The following is a 17,879-nucleotide window of genomic DNA, read 5'->3' on the forward strand; positions in this document are numbered from 1 at the left end:
GCGCGGTGGGCCGGGGTGTGGGAACGGTCACCGGGTGGCCGTCGCAACCCCCGCGCCCGGCCACTGTCCGGGGTCGATGGCATGCTCCCCGTCATGGCCCCCCGTCTGCGCCTCCGTGGCCCCGTACCCGCGACACCGCCACCCCGGACGGGACGGCGGCGACGGCCCGGCCGGGTCGCCGGCGCGGCGGCCCTCGGTGCCGCGGCGCTGATGCTGGTGGGGGCGTGCTCCGACGTCGGGACGACGTCGAACGAGTCCCAGGCCCCGCAGAACCCGCCGGACCTGGCCCGGTTCTACGACCAGGAGCTGAGCTGGGGGCCCTGCGCCGACTACGCGCCCACCGAGGAGGACGGCCAGTCCTTCGCGGACCCGCAGTTCGACTGCACCCGGGTCACCGTCCCGCAGGACTACGCCCAGCCCGACGGCGACACCATGCAGATCGCGATGCTGCGCAAGAAGGCGACCGGCAACAAGATCGGCTCGCTGTTCGCCGACCCGGGCGGCCCGGGCGCGTCCGGCACGTCGTTCATGGCGAGCTCCGCGCCGACGTGGTCGGCGAACGGGCTGGGGGACCGGTTCGACCTGATCGGCTTCGACCCGCGCGGCACCGGCGCCAGCGAGCCGAAGATCGAGTGCCTGACCGACCAGGAGAACGACGAGGACCGCGGGCAGGTCTTCGCCGACCCGTCCCCGGCCGGCGTCGCCGCGGCCGAGGCGCGCAACAAGCAGTACGCCGACCGCTGCGCCGAGCGCACCGGTGCCGACGTGCTGGCCAACGTCGGCACCCGCGACGTCGCCAAGGACATGGACGTCATGCGGGCCGCCGTCGGCGACGAGAAGATGACCTACGCGGGCTTCTCCTACGGCACCGAGCTCGGCACCGCCTACGCCGAGGCGTTCCCGCAGAACGTGCGGGCGCTGCTGCTCGACGGGGCGATCGACCCGACGCAGACGACGCTCGACTCCAGCGTGAAGCAGAACGCCGGCTTCCAGCTGGCCTTCGACAACTTCGCCAAGGACTGCACCAGCAGGCCGAACTGCCCGCTGGGCACCGATCCCGCGCAGGCGACCCGCGCGTTCCAGACGGTCATGCAGCCGCTGATCGACAAGCCGGTCCCGACGAGCGACGGCCGCACGCTGAGCTTCAACGACGCGCAGACCGGCGTGAGCCAGGCGCTCTACGTGTCGCAGCTGTGGCCGGCGCTGCAGCAGGGCATCTCGCAGGTCGCGAACGGCAACGGCGACTTCCTGATGACGCTGGCCGACCTCTACTACGAGCGTGACCAGCAGGGCCGCTACAGCAACATGCTGGAGTCGTTCCAGGCGATCAGCTGCGTGAACCAGACGCCGCTGAAGGAGCCGTCCGAGGCGCTCGAGCTCGCGAAGCAGGCCGACGAGGCCGCCCCGTTCCGCTCGACCGGCCGTGGCCCGGTCGGTGCCCGTGACTCGTGCGCGTTCTGGCCGGTGCCGCCGACCAGCGAGCCGCACGTGCCGCAGGCCGAGGGGCTCCCGCCCGTCGTCGTGGTGTCGGTCACCGGCGACCCGGCGACGCCGTACCAGGCCGGGGTGGACCTGGCCGGCCAGCTCGGCGGCAGCCTGATCAAGGTCAACGGGAACCAGCACACCGCGTCCCTGCAGGGTGACCCGTGCGTCGACCGGCTCGCGGTCGACTACCTGGTCGACCTGAAGCTGCCCCAGGAGGGCGCCGAGTGCTCGCTGGCCCCGGCCTGACCGGGACCTGATCGGGGGTGTGCGGGTGCCCCGGACCGGGCACCCGCACACCCCGGTAACTTCCGCGTAACACGGGGTTCCTAGGCTCCGCCGCATGGACCGCCAGCAGGAGTTCGTCCTCCGCACGCTCGAGGAGCGCGACATCCGTTTCGTCCGTCTGTGGTTCACGGACGTGCTCGGTTATCTGAAGTCGGTGGCGATCGCCCCGGCCGAGCTGGAGGGTGCCTTCGCCGAGGGCATCGGGTTCGACGGATCGGCGATCGAGGGCTTCGCCCGCGTCTACGAGTCGGACATGGTCGCCAAGCCGGACCCGTCGACGTTCCAGGTCCTGCCCTGGGAGAGCGCGTCCGGCGAGCACTACTCGGCCCGGATGTTCTGCGACATCGCGATGCCGGACGGCTCGCCGTCCTGGGCCGACCCGCGGCACGTGCTCACCCGCGCGCTCAACAAGGCGGGCGAGGCCGGGTTCACCTGCTACGTGCACCCGGAGATCGAGTTCTACCTGCTCAAGAACCTGCCCGACGACGGCTCCCGGCCCACGCCGGCCGACTCCGGCGGCTACTTCGACCAGGCCAGCCACGACGTCGCCCCGCACTTCCGGCGCAACACCATCGAGACGCTCGAGTCGATGGGCATCTCGGTGGAGTTCAGCCACCACGAGGGCGGCCCCGGCCAGCAGGAGATCGACCTCCGCTACGCCGACGCGCTGACGATGGCCGACAACCTCATGACGTTCCGCTACGTCGTGAAGGAGGTCGCGCTCACCCAGGGCGTGCGGGCGTCGTTCATGCCGAAGCCGTTCTCCGAGCACCCCGGCTCGGCGATGCACACGCACTTCTCGCTGTTCGAGGGTGACCACAACGCCTTCCACGACCCGGACGACCCCTACGAGCTGTCCGCGACCGGCAAGGCGTTCGTCGCCGGGGTGCTCAAGCACGCCCGCGAGATCACCGCGGTCACGAACCAGTGGGTGAACTCCTACAAGCGGCTGATCACCGGCGGCGAGGCGCCGACCGCCGTGTCGTGGGGGCACGCCAACCGGTCCGCGCTGGTCCGGGTGCCGATGTACTCGCCGGGGAAGTCGTCGTCGCGCCGCATCGAGGTCCGCACGCTCGACTCGGCCTGCAACCCCTACCTCGCCTACGCGGTGATCCTGGGCGCCGGGCTGACCGGCATCCAGAAGGGCTACGAGCTGCCCCCGGCCACCGAGGACGACGTCTGGGCCCTCACCGACACCGAGCGCAAGGCACTGGGCTACGAGCTGCTGCCGCAGAACCTGACCGAGGCGCTCGACGTCATGGAGCGGTCCGAGCTGGTCGCCGAGTACCTCGGCGAGCACGTGTTCGACTTCTTCCTGCGGAACAAGCGCGCTGAGTGGGACGCCTACCGGCGCAACGTGACGCCGCACGAGCTCGCCACCTACCTGCCGGTGCTGTAGGGCCGTCGCGCTCAGGTAAGGCTCGCCTTAGTATCGCGGCGTGGAACGCGCTGTGGTCACGGGCGGGCACGGCCTGCCGATCGGTTACGCGGAGTACGGCCCGTCGGACGGGCCGCCCGTCCTCCTGCTGCACGGGCTGTTCGGCTCGGCGGTGGTCGGGGCCGCATGGTCGGACCGGGCCGAACGGCACGGCGTCCGGCTGATCGCCGCCGAACGCCCGGGCTACGGCGTCTCGCCGCCCGCGGGGTTCGGCGCGGTCGCGGACTGGGTACCTGCCGTCGCGCCGCTGCTGGAGTGGATCGGCCGGCCGGTCGACGTCGTCGGGATCTCGGCCGGGGCGCCGTACGCCTACGCGCTCGCCGCGCTCGCGCCCGAGCGGGTCCGGGAGTGCTGGGTCCTGAGCGGGCTGCCCTACGTCCACGACGACGCCATGCGCGGCCGCTACCCGCAGGCGTCGCTCGACGCCTGGGCGTTCTTCCGCGACGGCGACCCGCGCGACGTCGCCGCCCGGTTCGACGCCGGGCACGACCGGTTCGCCGCCGCGTTCGCCGGCCACCCGCACCTGGTGGAGGCCCTCCGGGAGATCAGTGGCCACGGATGGGCCGGCCCCGCCCGGGAGGCCGCGCTCCAGGTGCGGCCGTGGGGCTTCACCCCGTCCGACGTCGCCCGCCCGGTCACCGTCCGGCACTCCCGCGCCGACGACCAGGTGCCGTTCGACGCGGCAGAGGCCACCGTCGAGCTGCTCCCCGGCGGCCGGCTCGTCGAGCAGGTCGAGCCGGGTCACCTGCCGTCGGAGACGTCGCTGGATGCGGTGTTCGCCGAGCTGACACGGCCCGGCCGGGAGGAGGCCGCCGGTACCGGCGGCCCGTGCCGCAGGCGGTAGGGGCGTCGTGACCCGGCCGTGATGGGGCAGGATCGGCGTCCGTGATGGATCGGCGCACGGGAACCTCGCTGGCCCGGCTGGGACTCCCCGGACCGGATGCGGACGCGACGCTGCGCGAGCTGGGCTGGTGGGACGGCGACGCCCCCGCCAGCGGCTGCGAGGAGATCATGTGGGCGCTCGCCCGCAGCCCCGACCGCGACCTCGCGCTGCGCGCCGTGGAGCGGCTCGCCCAGACGCCCCCCTGGCCGGAGATCGACCGCGCGCTCCGCGGTGACGCGGGCCTGCGCGGGCGGCTGTTCGCGACGCTGGGCTCCTCCACGGCGCTCGGCGACCACCTGATCACCCACCCGGACCGGTGTGCGCTGCTCGCCGACACCCCGGACCGCCGGGACCCGCCGCCGGACCTGGCCCGGCGCACCGCGCACCTGCTGCGCGCCGTCGGTGCCGATCCCGCCGCTCCGCCGCCCGGGGCGCCGGGCGGCGCCCGCGCGACCCTCACCGGAGCCGAGGCCGTCACGGCGCTGCGCACGGCCTACCGTGACGAGCTGCTCGGCCTCGCCTCCGCGGACCTGGCCGCCGTCGGGGACCCGACGCTGCCGGTGATGGAGGTCGACGACGTCGCCGCCCAGCTCGCCGACCTGGCCGAGGCCGCGCTGGCGGCGGCGCTCGCGGTCGCCGCCGCCGAGCAGGACCCGCCGGAGGAGCTGCGGCTGGCCGTGATCGGCATGGGCAAGTGCGGCGGCCGGGAGCTGAACTATGTCTCTGACGTCGACGTCATCTTCGTCGCCGAGCCCGGCGGGGAGCTCACCCAGGCGTCGACGAAGCTGGCGTCGCGGGTGATGCGGGTGGCCGGGGAGGCGTGCTTCGAGGTCGACGCGAACCTCCGCCCGGAGGGCAGGCAGGGTGCGCTCGTCCGCACCCTCGACGGGCACGTCACGTACTACAAGCGCTGGGCGAAGACCTGGGAGTTCCAGGCCCTGCTCAAGGCCCGTCCGATCGCCGGGGACCCCGCGCTCGGTGCCGCCTACGTCGAGGCGCTCTCCCCGATGGTGTGGCAGGCGTCGGCCCGCGACGACTTCGTCGCCGAGGTGCAGGCGATGCGCACCCGGGTGATCGACAACATCCCGTCGGACCAGAAGGACCGGGAGCTCAAGCTCGGCCGCGGCGGCCTGCGCGACGTCGAGTTCGCCGTCCAGCTGCTGCAGCTGGTGCACGGCCGCACCGACGACACCCTGCACTCCGGCAACACCCTGCGTGCGCTCGCCGCGCTGAGCGACGGCGGCTACGTGGGCCGCGACGACGGGGCGAACCTGGCCGCGTCGTACCGGTTCCTGCGGCTGCTGGAGCACCGGCTGCAGCTGCAGAAGCTGCGCCGCACCCACCTGCTGCCGGCTGCCGACGACACCGAGGCGCTGCGCTGGCTGGCGCGCTCGGCGCGGATCCGCCCCGACGGCCGCCGCGACGTCGTCGGGGTCCTCGTCGCGGAGTGGCAGCGCAACGCGCGGCGGGTGACGCGGCTGCACGAGAAGCTCTTCTACCGGCCGCTGCTGACCGCGGTGTCCCGGCTGGCGGGGGAGGAGGCCGACGGCGTCCTGTCCCCGGACGCGGCGAAGGCGCGGCTGTCCGCGCTGGGCTGGGCCTCGGCCGAGGGCGCGCTCGGGCACCTGCGCGCGCTCACCGGCGGGGTCTCGCGGGCGGCGTCGATCCAGCGGGCGCTGCTGCCGGTGCTGCTCGACGAGCTGTCCCAGAGCCCCGACCCGGACCGCGGGCTGCTGGCCTACCGGCGGGTGTCGGAGGCGCTGGCCGCGACCCCCTGGTATCTGCGGCTGCTGCGCGACGAGGGCGCCGTCGCGCAGCGCCTGATGACCCTTCTCGGGACGTCCGCGCTGGTCCCGGACCTGCTGCAGCGGGCGCCCGAGGTGCTGCGGATGCTCGCGATCTCCTCGGGGGTGCAGAGCCCGGAGCTGACGCGGGACCCGGCCGAGGTGTCGGTGGCGCTGCGGGCCACGGTGGCCCGGCAGTCGACGCCGGAGGCCGCGGTGGCCTCCGCGCGCTCGTACCGGCGGCACGAGATGCTGCGGATCGCCTGCGCCGACCTGCTCGGCGTGCTCGAGGTCGACGAGGTGTGCGCAGCGCTGAACTCGGTGAACGAGGCCGTGCTCGCCGCGACGCTGGACGCCGTCCTGCGGTCCGAGCCCGACGACCGGGCCACCCTCGCGGTGATCGGCATGGGCCGGTTCGGCGGCGGCGAGTCGAGCTACGGCAGCGACGCCGACGTCATGTTCGTGTGCTCCCCGGCCGAGGGCGTCGACGACCACACGGCCGTGAAGTGGGCGACGCGCGTCGTCGAACGGGTACGGCGGCTGCTCGGCTCGCCGAGCCCGGACCCGGCGCTGCCGGTCGACGCCGACCTGCGGCCCGAGGGCCGGTCCGGGCCGATGGTGCGGACCCTGGCGTCGTACCGCGAGTACTACGCCCGCTGGGGCGAGGTCTGGGAGGCGCAGGCGCTGCTGCGCGCCCGGCCGGTCGCGGGGGACCGGGCGCTCGGGCGCGAGTTCACGACGCTGATCGACCCGATCCGCTACCCGGCCGACGGGCTCCCGGCGGCGTCGGTCGTGGAGATCCGCCGGATCAAGTCCCGGGTCGACGCCGAGCGGCTGCCCCGCGGCGCGGACCGGACCACCCACACCAAGCTGGGGTCCGGCGGGCTCGCCGACGTCGAGTGGACGGTGCAGCTGCTGCAGCTGCAGCACGCCGGCGACGTCCCCGAGCTGCGGACGACCTCGACGCTCGACGGGTTGCACGAGGCCACCGAGGCCGGCCTGCTCCCCGCCGACGACGCCCGCGAGCTGGAGGAGGGCTGGCGGACCGCGACCAGCGCCCGGAACGCGATCATGCTGGTGAAGGGCAAGCCGGGGGACCAGCTCCCGCGCTCGGGGCGGGAGCTGGTCGCCGTCGCCGCGGCGCTCGGGTACCCGGCGGGCGGGGACCCTGGCGAGTTCCTCGACGACTACCGGCGCGTCACCCGGCGCGCGCGGAACGTCGTCGAGCGGGTGTTCTACGGCTGGACGGAGGACTGAGCGCCGCTCAGCCGTCCACCGGGGCGGACCGCAGCGCCGCCGCGAACCATTCGAACGCCGGGATCACCGGCTCCCGGGCCGGCCAGCCGTTCAGCGTGCCGAGCAGCGCCCAGTAGCGCTCGACCCGGCGGTCCGCGAACAGCTCGACGGTGCCGGCCGCCCGGACCCGGGCCGCGGCGTCGAGCCCGGCGGCGCCCGGGATCCGCTCCAGCACCGCGGCCGCCTCGGCGCTCGCCGGGTCGACGCCCGCGGCCAGTGCGGCCCCGGCGTGCTCGGCGACGGCGGCCGGGTCGGCCTGCCGCTCCTGGTGCTCCGGCGCGGACGATCCCGCACCGGCGACGGCCATCTCCCGGACCCGGGCCGTGAAGCCCGGGTCCCGGATCAGCTCGGCCAGCTCCACCCAGGCCGACACCTGCTCCGGTGTCGGGTCGTCGGGCAGCTCCGTGGGCAGCATCCGCATCCCGTCGGCGATGCCGGCACCCGGCGCCGCCGGGTCGGTGCCGGCGAACGCCTCGGTGACGAACTCGTCGATCATGTGCTGGCGCTCGGCCGCGGACAGCCGTGCGAGGTCGTTCATCAGGGTCACGCTCCTCTCGTCGGGTTCGGTACCGGTCCGGGCGAGCAGCACGCACACCGCGCGCTGCGCCCTCAGCTCCCGGATCCGGCTCTCCAGGGCCCGTGCGTGCGCCTCCGCGATCTCGCCGACCCCCCGCCGGCGGGACAGCACGGAACGCACGTCGTCCAGGCCCAGCCCCAGCTCGCGCAGGGTCCGGACCAGGTCGAGCCGGGCCACGGCGGCCGCGTCGTACACCCGGTGGCCCGCTCCGCTGCGGGCCGAGGGCACCAGGCCCTCGTCCGACCAGAAGCGGATCGTGCGGACCGGCACCCCGGTCCGTCCGGACAGTTGCCCGATGCTCAGGACGACGGGGTGATCATGGGTGTGCGACGCGGTCACCCCGACAGCGTCGCGGGTTCCAGCCACTGGAGGTCAAGTGCGAATCGGATTCGGGATCCCGCAGTTCGGCGGGGCCGCCGCCCGGGTGGAGGAGACGATGCGGTTCGCCGCGGGTGCGGAGGAACGCGGCGCGGCGAGCCTCTGGACGGGCGACCGGCTGCTGGCGGCCGTCGACCCGTCCGTCGGGTACGCCGGGAGCGACACGATCCCGGCCGAGTTCCGGGCGTCGCACGACCCGCTCGCGCTGCTCACCGCGGCCGCGGCGGTGACCACCCGGGTGCAGCTGGGCACGAGCACGCTGAACGCGCCGTGGTACCCGCCGGCGCTGCTGGCGCGGCACGCGCTGACCGTCGACCGGATCTCCGGGGGACGGCTGCTGCTCGGCCTGGGCACCGGCTGGTCGCCCGAGGAGTACGACGCGGTGGGCGTCCCGATGTCCGAGCGGGGCGCCCGCCTCGACGAGGCCCTCGACGTGTTCGACGCCTGGTGGCACGACGACCCGGTCACCTACCGGGGCAAGAACGTGTCCATCGCGCCGTCGCACGTCGAGGTCAAGCCGCACGGGATCCCGGTCTACCTGGCCGGGTTCGCGCCGCGGGCGCGGCGGCGGATCGCCGAGCGGGCCGACGGGTTCCTGCCGGTCGTGACCCCGGGCGTGCCGGACCTCGGCCGGGCCGTCTCGCGGCCGTGGGCGGAGCTGCGGGCGGCCGCGGCGGACGCCGGTCGCGGTCCAGGCGCGGTCGGTGCGGTGCTGCGGGTCAACCTGCCGCCGGGGTCGTCGGCCGCCGACGCGGTCGCGCTGCTGCGCCGGGTGCGGGCGGAGACGGAGATCGAGCACGCCTTCGTCGACCTCATGTACCTGGGCGCGGACTGCGGTACCGCGCTCGACCTGGCCGGGGCGATCCTGGACGCCGCCGGGGGGTGAGGCACCGGTCCGGCGCCGGGGCGACCGGCTCCCGGGGCGTTCCCGGCCGCTGGTTCACTGGACGGCGTGTCCCCGGATCCCCTGGACCTGCTGACCCGCGGCTACGACCTGGTCGCGGCGCGACCGGCGTCGCTGCTGGCGGCCGTGCTCGCACTGGCCGTGGTCGCGTGGCGCCCGACCTGGCGGCTGACCCGGACCGCGGTGACGATCGCCCACGAGGGCGGGCACGCGCTGGTCGCGGTGCTGGTGGGCCGCGGCCTGACCGGGATCCGGCTGCACGCCGACTCCTCGGGGGTCACCTACTCGACGGGCGCCGGGCGCGGCCCCGGTGTCGTCGTGATGTTCCTGGCCGGGTACGTCTTCCCGCCGCTGCTCGGCCTCGGCGGGGCCGTGCTGGTCGCCTCGGACGCGGCGCAGGCGATGCTCTGGATCGGGGTGGCGCTGCTGGCGGCGACGCTGCTGCAGATCCGCAACCTCTACGGCGGGCTCGCCGTGGTCGTCACCGGGGCGGTGCTGGTGCTGGTCGCGCTGCGCGCCGAGGAGGACCTGCGCACCGGGTTCGCCGCCGCGCTGGCCTGGTTCCTGCTGTTCGGCGGGGTGAAGGCCTGCACCGAGCTGCGGCGCGGGCGGCGCGGCGGCCGGCTGCGGCACTCCGACGCCGACCGGCTCGCCGAGCTGACGCCGCTGTCGGGCGGGGCGTGGGCCGGGTTCTTCCTGATCGCCGCCGTGGTCGCGACGGGGGCCGCCGGTTGGGTGGTCTTCGCGCCCGGCGGCGCCCCGGCGTGAGCCGGAGCTGGAAGGATCGGCGGCATGGCAGAGGACTTCAACAGCCGGGTCATCCGCGAGTTCCGGGAGAACGACGGCCGGGTCGGTGAGCCGTTCACCGGCCTCCCGATGGTGCTGGTCCACCACGTCGGGGCGAAGAGCGGCACGGAGCGGGTCGCGCCGCTGCGCTGGTTCGCCGACGGCGACTCCTACGTCGTCGTCGCGTCCGCGGCCGGGGCGCCGAAGCACCCGGCCTGGTTCCACAACCTGATGGCGAATCCCGACGTCGTGGCCGAGATCGCCGACGGCGCGGGCACCGTCGAGACGGTCCGCGTGCACGCGAGCGAGCTCGGGACCGCCGACCGGGACCGGGTCTGGACGTGGATCAAGGACAACAACGGCGGCTTCGCCGACTACGAGCGCAAGACCGACCGGACCATCCCGCTGGTGGCGCTCACCCCGCAGTGAGCACCGGAACGTCCGGAATGGCAGGCTCGGCAGCATGACGATCACCCTCGAGCAGGCCCAGACCATCGCCGCCGCCGCGCTGGAGCACGGCACCGAGCAGGGCTTCAACCCGCTGACGGTCGCCGTGCTCGACCCGGGCGGCGCCGTCGTGACGCTGTCCCGGCAGGACGGCTCCGGGTTCCTCCGCCCCGACCTCGCGACCGGCAAGGCGAGCGGGGTCCTGGCGCTGGGCATGACCAACCGGGCGATCGCCGCGCGGGCCGCGGACTCGCCCGAGTTCTTCACCTCGGTCGCGAACCTCGCCGACGGCAAGATCCTCTCCGTGCCCGGTGGCGTGTTCGTCAAGGACGCCCAGGGGACGCTGCTCGGCGCGGTCGGCGTGACCGGGGACGCGTCGCTGAACGACGAGGCCGCCGCCGTCGCCGGGATCGAGGCCGCGGGTCTCGTCGCCGTCACCGGCGCGGAGTAACACCTCCACGACGAGCCGCACCCCCGGGCGACGAGGTCAGCCCGGGGGCGCGGAGGGGACACGGCCCTGCCGCCGAGGAAGGGCCGTGCACGTGCGTGGGCACGCGCGGACGATGGCGCGTGCGGGGTGTCGCGTGGTGGTGGCTGCGGCGCTGCGCAGTCGGGACGTCACCGTTCGTGGTCGGGCAGGTACAGCCCTCATCCGATGTGACGCGGAACACGGTGACTCGGAGTCAACCAGTCCGTTCGGGCAGTTGTCAACGCTCCCGCGAACGCGGGCGGCGAGCCGACGACTGGACCGATTCTGCGACCGTACCGTCCCGACGGACGGTGATCGGGACCGGGGGTCGCGGCGCGCCGCCGTCCGGGCGCATCGGGGAGTCCCCCGATCCGGGACCAGGGACACCGGATCGGGTACGAGGGTGTTTCCGCGATGCCGATGTGACCTGTGACGGCTACCGTCAGCCACGTTTCGACCGGCGGCCGGTTGGTCACTCGGTGTCCAGGTCGGCCGCCCGGCCGCCACGAGGTCCGTCGGGGGACGGTCCGGAACAAGGAGGAAACGTCATGCTGTGGACCATTCTCGGGTGGATCGTCCTGGGTCTCGTCGCGGGCTTCATCGCCCGTGCCGTCGTCCCGGGCAAGGACGACATCGGGATCCTGCGCACGATCCTGCTGGGTATCGTCGGCTCGTTCGTCGGCGGTGCGCTGGCCAGCATCTTCACCGGTTTCAGCAGCTTCTCGCCGTCGAGCTGGATCGGCTCGATCATCGGCGCGATCATCGTGCTCGTGGTCTACAACCAGATCACGGGGCGCAAGAAGATCGGCCGCTGAGCCACACCATCAGCACCACGGCGCCGTCCGGATCCGTCCGGGCGGCGCCGTCGTGTGTGCAGGGCCGGATCGTGGACCGCGGGGGAGCGGTCAGAGCCGCTCGGCGCCGTCGGGCCAGACGACGGTGACGGGGATCCCGAGGTCGCGGGCCTCGCGCACGGTGTCCCCGGTGCCGCCCCTGCCGTCGGGCGGGGCCCCGTCCCAGACGGCGACGAGCAGGTCGACGTCGTCGAGCACGGCCCGTCCGGCGGCGGCGTAGGCGTCGCGGTCCGCGGTGCCGAACGGCAGCACCCGCACCTCCGCCGCGCGGGCGTGGAGCCGCTCGAACTCGTCGCGGTTCCCGGGCTCGACCTTGCTGCTCCGGTAGTCCTCGGAGGGCAGCACGACGACGAGGTCGCCGCCGGCGCCGAGGACCGCGTCGGCGAACAGCTGGTCCGCGCCGCGGGCGAGGCACGACACCCCGACCAGCGGGGCCGGGTGCGACCGGAGCTCGTCGCGGAGGGCGGCGGCGACCAGCGGCACCGAGGCGCGGGTGAGCTTCGAGTGCCCGGTGATCCCGAGACGGGGCATGTCAGACGGTCCTTCCGTGGGTGGCGAGACGGGATCGAACGCACGGCAGCGGGCCCGGGAGTGCAACGTGTAGCGCGTGTTCCGGCTCGACCATCTCTGCACCCCCGCCCGGTCGCGACGGGATGGTAGCGGCGGGCCGACGGTGTCGATCTCCTGTTGCGCGGATCTGTCCCCGGTCGCCCTCCGGGGGCTGCGGTGTCGGACCTGGCGCCTCCCCACGATCTCTCTCCTGCCCGAGCCTCGTCCCGGGCACGACGAAGGCCCGGTGCTCCCGTCCGGGGACAGGAACACCGGGCCTTCGAGTCTGACGGCCTGATCACGGCCGCCCGACGAGGATCACCAGGTCAGGAGGCCGTTCCGATCACACGTCGTAGTACAGGGCGAACTCGTACGGGTGCGGGCGCAGCCGCAGCGGGTCGATCTCGTTCTCCCGCTTGTACTGGATCCAGGTCTCGATCAGGTCCGGGGTGAACACGCCACCCTCGAGCAGGTAGTCGTGGTCCTCCTCGAGCTTGTCGATGACGGCGCCGAGGCTGCCCGGGACCTGCGCGATGTCCTTGGCCTCCTCCGGCGGGAGCTCGTACAGGTCCTTGTCGATCGGCGCCGGCGGCTCGATCTTGTTCTTGATCCCGTCGAGGCCGGCCATCAGCATCGCCGAGAAGGCGAGGTACGGGTTGCCGGACGAGTCGGGGCAGCGGAACTCGATGCGCTTGGCCTTCGGGCTGTCACCGGACAGCGGGATCCGGATGCAGGCCGAGCGGTTCCGGGCCGAGTAGACCAGGTTGACCGGCGCCTCGAAGCCCGGGACCAGGCGGTGGTAGGAGTTCACCGTCGGGTTGGTGAACGCCAGCAGCGACGGCGCGTGGTGCAGCAGGCCGCCGATGTAGTAGCGCGCGGTGTCGGACAGGCCGCCGTAGCCGGACTCGTCGTGGAAGAGCGGCTGGCCGTCCTTCCAGAGCGACTGGTGGACGTGCATGCCCGAGCCGTTGTCGCCGAACAGCGGCTTCGGCATGAAGGTCGCGGTCTTGCCGTTCTGCCACGCCACGTTCTTCACCAGGTACTTGAAGAGCATGATGTCGTCGGCCGCGCTGAGCAGGGTGTCGAACTTGTAGTTGATCTCCGCCTGCCCGGCGGTGCCGACCTCGTGGTGCTCGCGCTCCACCTCGAAGCCCGACTCCTGCATGGTGCTGACGATGTCGGCACGCAGGTCGGCGTAGTGGTCGACCGGCGGGACGGGGAAGTAGCCGCCCTTGTAGTTGACCTTGTAGCCCAGGTTCCCGCCGACCTCGTCGCGGCCGGTGTTCCACCAGCCCTCGGCGGAGTCGATGTGGTGGTACGCCTGGTGCGGGTCGGTGCCGAAGCGGATCGAGTCGAAGACGTAGAACTCGGCCTCGGGCGCCATGAACGCGGTGTCGGCGATGCCCGACGCGGCCAGGTACTCCTCGGCCTTGCGTGCGATGTTGCGCGGGTCACGGGAGTAGGGCTCACCGGTGACCGGGTCGTGCACGAAGAAGTTGACGTTCAGCGTCTTGTGCTTGCGGAACGGGTCGACGCGCGCGGTCGTGGTGTCCGGGTACAGCGCCATGTCGGACTCGTTGATCGCCTGGAAACCGCGGACGGAGGAACCGTCGAACGCGGCACCGTTCTCCAGGAGGTCGCCGGCCGTCTTGGCGGGGACGGTGAGGTGCTGCATGACGCCGGGCAGGTCGCAGAACCTGATGTCGACGTACTCGACCTTCTCGTCCGAGATGTACTTGAGTACCTCTTCGGCGTTGCTGAACACTCTCTCGGGCTCCTTCAATCGCTGGTGGAGATCGTGGGTGACGGTAGGAGGACCGTGTTGCTCACCCATCACTCACCTGTTTCACCGACGTTAACTGACCGGCGCGCGACGCCGATCACATTCGTGCCGGATGTCCGGTACCCGTCGGCGGCGGCGCTGTCGATGTGGCGCCTAGGCTAGAAGCCATGGCCCGCTGGATCGAGTCCTGGCAGCCCGGTTCACCCTCCGGGAGCGGCGCCGACCCGGGCGGACACCGGGGGAAGCAGTTCGGGTTACCCGCGTCGGGGCACTACTCGGTCGCGGGCTTCGGCCGCCGTCTGCTCGGCGTGTGCCTCGACTGGCTGCTGGCCTACCTGCTGGTCCTGCTCGTCGCCGGGAGCGCGGCGATCGGCACGTCCGACTTCGGCTGGTGGATCCTCGGCACCTGGTTCGTGATCACCGTGCTGACGGTGGCGGTCCTCGGTGGCAGCCCCGGGCACCTCGCGCTCGGCATGCGGGTGGCCCGCACCGACATGGCGCAGCAGGTGGGCGTGTCGAAGGCGCTGGTCCGGACCGCGATGATCGCGGTCGTCCTGCCGCCGTTCTTCCTCGACTCCGACGGCCGCGGCTGGCACGACCGGGCGAGCACGACGATCGTCGTCCGGACCGTCCGCGCCTGACCCGGACCCGCCCGGCCCCGCCTGCGACCCGGCGGGCCGCAGGCGGGAGGTGTCAGCTCCGGTCGGCCGTGGAGCCGGAGTAGAGCGCCTCGATGTCGTCGGCGTAGGAGTCGAGGACGACCTTGCGCTTGACCTTCATCGTCGGCGTCAGCTCGCCGCCGGCCTCGGTGAAGTCGGTCGGCAGGATCCGGAACTTGCGGATCTGCTCGGCGCGCGACACCGCCTGGTTGGCCTCCTCGACCGCCGCGGCGACCTCGCCGCGCAGCTCCGGGTCGTCGATCAGGTCGGCCGCGGACGCACCGTCCCCGGCCGGCTTGCCGTTGCGCTCGCGCCAGCCCGGCAGGGCCTCCGGGTCGATCGTGACCAGTGCGGAGATGAAGGGCTTCTGGTCGCCGAGCACGATGCACTGCCCGACCAGCGGGTGTGCCCGCAGCCGGTCCTCGAGCACCGCGGGTGCGACGTTCTTCCCCCCGGCGGTGACGATGATCTCCTTCTTCCGGCCGGTGATCGTCACGAAGCCGGCGTCGTCGATCTCGCCGATGTCGCCGGAGTGGAACCAGCCGTCCTGTTCGAGGGCCTCCTTGCTGGCTTCCTCGTTGTTCCAGTAGCCGCGGAAGACGATGTCGCCACGGAGCAGGATCTCGCCGTCCTCGGCGATCCGGGCCGCGCAGCCGGGCACCGGGCGGCCGACCGAGCCGACCCGCTGCGCGTCGAGCGTGTTCAGGGTGATGCCGGCCGAGGTCTCGGTCAGGCCGTAGCCCTCCAGGACGGGCAGGCCGATGCCGCGGAAGAAGTGGCCGAGACGGGCGCCGAGCGGCGCCGAGCCGGACACGGCCGCCCGGACGTTCCCGCCGACGGCGGCGCGCAGCTTGCCGTAGACGAGCTTGTCGAACAGCGCGTGCCGGGCCTTGAGCAGCAGGCCGGGGCCGCCGGCGTCGAGCGCCTCGGAGTAGGCGATCGCGGTGTCCGCGGCCGTGTCGAAGATCTTGCCCTTGCCGTCGTTGTGGGCCTTGAGCCGCGCGCCGTTGTAGACCTTCTCGAACACCCGCGGCACCGCGAGCAGGAAGGTCGGGCGGAACTCGGCCAGGTCGGGCAGGAGGTTCTTGACGTCGGGGCTGTGCCCGACCGTCGTCCGGCTGGTCAGCGCGCCGCACTGGATCGCCTTGCCGAACACGTGCGCGAGCGGGAGGAACAGCAGCACCGAACCGCCGGCGGCGAGCAGGTCCGGGACCGTCGCGGTGATGGTCCGGCACTCGGTGAGCAGGTTCCGGTGGGTGAGCTCGCAGCCCTTGGGTCGGCCCGTCGTGCCCGAGGTGTAGATCAGCGTGCACAGGTCGTCGGCGCGGACGCCGCCCCGGCGCTCGTGGACGACGTCGTCGGACGTGTCGGAGCCGAGCCCGCCGAGCTGCTCCACGGCCGACGGCGAGTCCGGCGCCGCCGCGGACGGCTCCATCTGCCAGACGTGGCGCAGGCCCGGCAGGTCCGCGCGGACCTTCTCGACCGACGCCGCGTGCTCGGCCGTCTCGACGACGATCGCGACGGCGCCCGAGTCCGAGAGGATCCAGCCGATCTGGTCCGGCGACGACGTCTCGTAGATGGGCACGGTCACGGCTCCGGCGGCGAGGATCGCGTAGTCGAACAGCGTCCACTCGTAGCGGGTGCGGGACAGCAGGGCGATCCGGTCACCGGCCTGCACGCCGGCGGCGACGAGACCGGCGGCGAGCCGGGTCACCTGCTCGGCGAACTCCCGGGCGGTGACCTCGGTCCAGGCGCCGGTGGCGTCCTTGCGCCGGTAGAGGACATCCGTGGGATGCTCCGCGGCGTTGGTGAAGACGGCGTCGGAGAGCGACTCCTCGGCTCCCACCGACACCTTCGCGGGGACGCTGTACTCACGCACGGGGATCGACCTCCTGGCGGCCTCGACAGGGCATGGCGCTCGGTCCGGTACCGGTGACGGGCACCGGTGCCGACCTGCTGGAGCCCGAACCTACCGGTAAGTAGGGATCGAGTACATCGAATCGGGCATTACGGATGCGGAGCGGTCACCGACGGCCGTGCCGCGGGCGGCACGGTACCCCCGTCGGCGGGCCGCGGGGCGGGTGGCACGCTGGCCGGTGTGCCGGCGGTGGACGTGATCGACGAGACGTTCCTGGCCGTGCCCCGTGAGCGGGTGGCGGCGGAGTTCGCCGACCCGTCGCGGTGGCCGTCGTACTGGCCGGACCTGCGGCCGGAGATCGCGCACGACCGCGGTCCGTCCGGGCTCCGCTGGACCGTCACCGGAGCCATGACCGGGACCATGGAGGTCTGGTGCGAGGAGGTGCTCGACGGCACCGTCCTGCACTTCTTCCTGCGCGCCGACCCGTCGGGGCCCGGTCCCGGCGGCGGGCGGCTGCGCCGTGCCCGGTGGAACCGGGCGGAGACCGACCGCAGGCACCGGGCGTTCAAGGCGCACGCCTTCGCGCTCAAGCGCCGCCTCGAGGGCAGGCGTCCGGCCGGTGTCGCGCCGGCGGGGGAGTCCTGACGTGCGGGTGCACGTCGTCTCCGACGTCCACGGCAACGCCGGGGCGCTCGCGCGGGCCGCCGACGGCGCGGACGGCCTGATCGTCCTCGGCGACCTGCTGGAGTTCATCGACTACCGCGACCCGGAGAACGGCATCGTCTCCCGGCTGCTGGGCACCGGGAGCGCCGCCGAGTTCGGCCGGATGCGCCGGGTCGGGGCGCCCCGCGCGCAGATGCTCGGCCTCCTGGAGCGCTCCTGGGCGCGGTTCGCCGACCCGGCCGCGGCGGTCGAGGAGGCCGTCGCCGAGCAGTACGCCGAGCTGTTCGGGGTGCTGTCCGGGCTCGGCGTCCCGGTCTGGGCGATCCCCGGCAACGTCGACATGCCGCACGCCTGGCCCGAGGCCGACGGCGTCACCGCCGCGGACGGCCGGGTGATCGAGATCGGGGGCGTGCGCGTCGGGTTCCTCGGCGGGGTGCCGCTGCCACCCGGTGTCGACCCGCGCCGCAACGGCCCGTGGCGGCCGCACTTCCTCGGCCACGACGAGTGGACCGCCCGGCTCGACGCGCTCGGGCCCGCCGACGTGCTCTGCACGCACGTCCCGCCGGAGCACCCCGCGCTCACCTACGACGTCGTGACCCGCCGTGCGGAGATCGCCAGCCGCCCGCTCGCGGGGCGGATCGCGGCCGAGCAGCCGTCGCACGCGCTGTTCGGGCACGTCCACCAGCCGCTGCACCGCCGCGCGCGGATCGGGCGCACCGAGTGCGTGAACGCGGGACACTTCCGCGCCCTGCAACGGCCCTACGTGCTGTGGACCTAGGTA

Annotated in this window: 16 protein-coding genes; 12 read left to right on the plus strand and 4 right to left on the minus strand. The window is 73.5% G+C overall.

The genetic code is table 11. From position 1 onward, the window contains the following. Nucleotides 1-93 precede the first annotated feature (93 nt). The 4 genes from Ae150APs1_RS26855 (at nt 94) to Ae150APs1_RS26870 (ending at nt 7,132) form a co-directional block, all read left to right on the plus strand. The gene (locus Ae150APs1_RS26855; RefSeq protein WP_139317189.1) at nt 94-1,731 is read left to right on the plus strand and encodes an alpha/beta hydrolase; all 1,638 of its coding nucleotides are present in this window, start codon (nt 94-96) and stop codon (nt 1,729-1,731) included. Nucleotides 1,732-1,825: 94 nt separating this feature from the next. Next, a complete protein-coding gene (gene glnA, locus Ae150APs1_RS26860; protein ID WP_010227078.1) occupies nt 1,826-3,169 on the plus strand; it encodes a type I glutamate--ammonia ligase in 1,344 nt (447 codons plus the stop codon). A gap of 40 nt (nt 3,170-3,209) precedes the next feature. Further along, nucleotides 3,210-4,052 (plus strand): alpha/beta hydrolase, encoded by an 843-nt coding sequence (locus Ae150APs1_RS26865; protein ID WP_075301072.1) that lies wholly within the window; start codon nt 3,210-3,212, stop codon nt 4,050-4,052. Between the two features lie 41 nt (nt 4,053-4,093). Then, nucleotides 4,094-7,132, plus strand: coding sequence for a bifunctional [glutamine synthetase] adenylyltransferase/[glutamine synthetase]-adenylyl-L-tyrosine phosphorylase (locus tag Ae150APs1_RS26870; protein ID WP_212567265.1), 3,039 nt, complete (start codon nt 4,094-4,096; stop codon nt 7,130-7,132). A 7-nt stretch (nt 7,133-7,139) separates the two neighbouring features. On the opposite strand, the gene Ae150APs1_RS26875 is transcribed toward Ae150APs1_RS26870, so the two are convergent. Further along, complete coding sequence (locus tag Ae150APs1_RS26875) at nt 7,140-8,087, minus strand: MerR family transcriptional regulator (RefSeq protein ID WP_075301076.1); 948 nt, start codon at nt 8,085-8,087, stop codon at nt 7,140-7,142. Between the two features lie 37 nt (nt 8,088-8,124). Between Ae150APs1_RS26875 and Ae150APs1_RS26880 the strand changes: the two genes are divergently transcribed. The 5 genes from Ae150APs1_RS26880 (at nt 8,125) to Ae150APs1_RS26900 (ending at nt 11,547) form a co-directional block, all read left to right on the plus strand. Beyond that, nucleotides 8,125-9,012, plus strand: a complete 888-nt coding sequence (locus tag Ae150APs1_RS26880; RefSeq protein ID WP_075301078.1) for a TIGR03619 family F420-dependent LLM class oxidoreductase — start codon at nt 8,125-8,127, stop codon at nt 9,010-9,012. A 66-nt stretch (nt 9,013-9,078) separates the two neighbouring features. Next, complete coding sequence (locus tag Ae150APs1_RS26885; RefSeq protein WP_010230634.1) at nt 9,079-9,798, plus strand: M50 family metallopeptidase; 720 nt, start codon at nt 9,079-9,081, stop codon at nt 9,796-9,798. Between the two features lie 24 nt (nt 9,799-9,822). Then, entirely contained in the window at nt 9,823-10,245 is a 423-nt protein-coding gene (locus tag Ae150APs1_RS26890) for a nitroreductase/quinone reductase family protein (protein ID WP_010230635.1), read from the plus strand. A gap of 34 nt (nt 10,246-10,279) precedes the next feature. After that, a complete protein-coding gene (locus Ae150APs1_RS26895) occupies nt 10,280-10,714 on the plus strand; it encodes a heme-binding protein (protein WP_075301080.1) in 435 nt (144 codons plus the stop codon). Between the two features lie 566 nt (nt 10,715-11,280). Next, the gene (locus Ae150APs1_RS26900) at nt 11,281-11,547 is read left to right on the plus strand and encodes a GlsB/YeaQ/YmgE family stress response membrane protein (RefSeq protein WP_010230637.1); all 267 of its coding nucleotides are present in this window, start codon (nt 11,281-11,283) and stop codon (nt 11,545-11,547) included. Between the two features lie 90 nt (nt 11,548-11,637). Here Ae150APs1_RS26900 and Ae150APs1_RS26905 read toward each other — a convergent pair whose 3' ends face one another. Further along, nucleotides 11,638-12,117 (minus strand): hypothetical protein, encoded by a 480-nt coding sequence (locus Ae150APs1_RS26905; protein ID WP_075301082.1) that lies wholly within the window; start codon nt 12,115-12,117, stop codon nt 11,638-11,640. Between the two features lie 361 nt (nt 12,118-12,478). Continuing rightward, complete coding sequence (gene glnA, locus Ae150APs1_RS26910) at nt 12,479-13,900, minus strand: type I glutamate--ammonia ligase (protein WP_075301084.1); 1,422 nt, start codon at nt 13,898-13,900, stop codon at nt 12,479-12,481. A gap of 185 nt (nt 13,901-14,085) precedes the next feature. On the opposite strand from glnA (Ae150APs1_RS26910), the gene Ae150APs1_RS26915 reads away from it, so the two are divergent. Continuing rightward, on the plus strand, nt 14,086-14,559 hold the full coding sequence (locus Ae150APs1_RS26915; protein ID WP_075301086.1) for an RDD family protein: 474 nt from the start codon (nt 14,086-14,088) through the stop codon (nt 14,557-14,559). A 52-nt stretch (nt 14,560-14,611) separates the two neighbouring features. Here Ae150APs1_RS26915 and Ae150APs1_RS26920 read toward each other — a convergent pair whose 3' ends face one another. After that, nucleotides 14,612-16,456, minus strand: a complete 1,845-nt coding sequence (locus Ae150APs1_RS26920) for an AMP-dependent synthetase/ligase (protein ID WP_010230649.1) — start codon at nt 16,454-16,456, stop codon at nt 14,612-14,614. Nucleotides 16,457-16,675: 219 nt separating this feature from the next. Here Ae150APs1_RS26920 and Ae150APs1_RS26925 point away from each other — a divergent pair, with 219 nt between their 5' ends. Both Ae150APs1_RS26925 and Ae150APs1_RS26930 read left to right on the plus strand, forming a co-directional pair. Beyond that, entirely contained in the window at nt 16,676-17,080 is a 405-nt protein-coding gene (locus Ae150APs1_RS26925) for a polyketide cyclase / dehydrase and lipid transport (protein ID WP_083680533.1), read from the plus strand. A gap of 1 nt (nt 17,081) precedes the next feature. Continuing rightward, on the plus strand, nt 17,082-17,876 hold the full coding sequence (locus tag Ae150APs1_RS26930) for a metallophosphoesterase (protein ID WP_075301088.1): 795 nt from the start codon (nt 17,082-17,084) through the stop codon (nt 17,874-17,876). Nucleotides 17,877-17,879: the final 3 nt, after the last annotated feature.

The sequence above is a fragment of the Pseudonocardia sp. Ae150A_Ps1 genome, from assembly GCF_001932315.1.
Lineage (GTDB): Bacteria > Actinomycetota > Actinomycetes > Mycobacteriales > Pseudonocardiaceae > Pseudonocardia.

Excerpts from the sequence above, each read along its gene's own strand:
- Ae150APs1_RS26855 (WP_139317189.1), top strand. The coding sequence starts at position 94 with ATGGCCCCCCGTCTGCGCCTCCGTGGCCCCGTACCCGCGACACCGCCA.
- glnA (WP_010227078.1), top strand. The coding sequence starts at position 1,826 with ATGGACCGCCAGCAGGAGTTCGTCCTCCGCACGCTCGAGGAGCGCGAC.
- Ae150APs1_RS26890 (WP_010230635.1), top strand. The coding sequence starts at position 9,823 with ATGGCAGAGGACTTCAACAGCCGGGTCATCCGCGAGTTCCGGGAGAAC.
- Ae150APs1_RS26895 (WP_075301080.1), top strand. The coding sequence starts at position 10,280 with ATGACGATCACCCTCGAGCAGGCCCAGACCATCGCCGCCGCCGCGCTG.
- Ae150APs1_RS26900 (WP_010230637.1), top strand. The coding sequence starts at position 11,281 with ATGCTGTGGACCATTCTCGGGTGGATCGTCCTGGGTCTCGTCGCGGGC.
- Ae150APs1_RS26905 (WP_075301082.1), bottom strand. The coding sequence starts at position 12,117 with ATGCCCCGTCTCGGGATCACCGGGCACTCGAAGCTCACCCGCGCCTCG.
- Ae150APs1_RS26915 (WP_075301086.1), top strand. The coding sequence starts at position 14,086 with ATGGCCCGCTGGATCGAGTCCTGGCAGCCCGGTTCACCCTCCGGGAGC.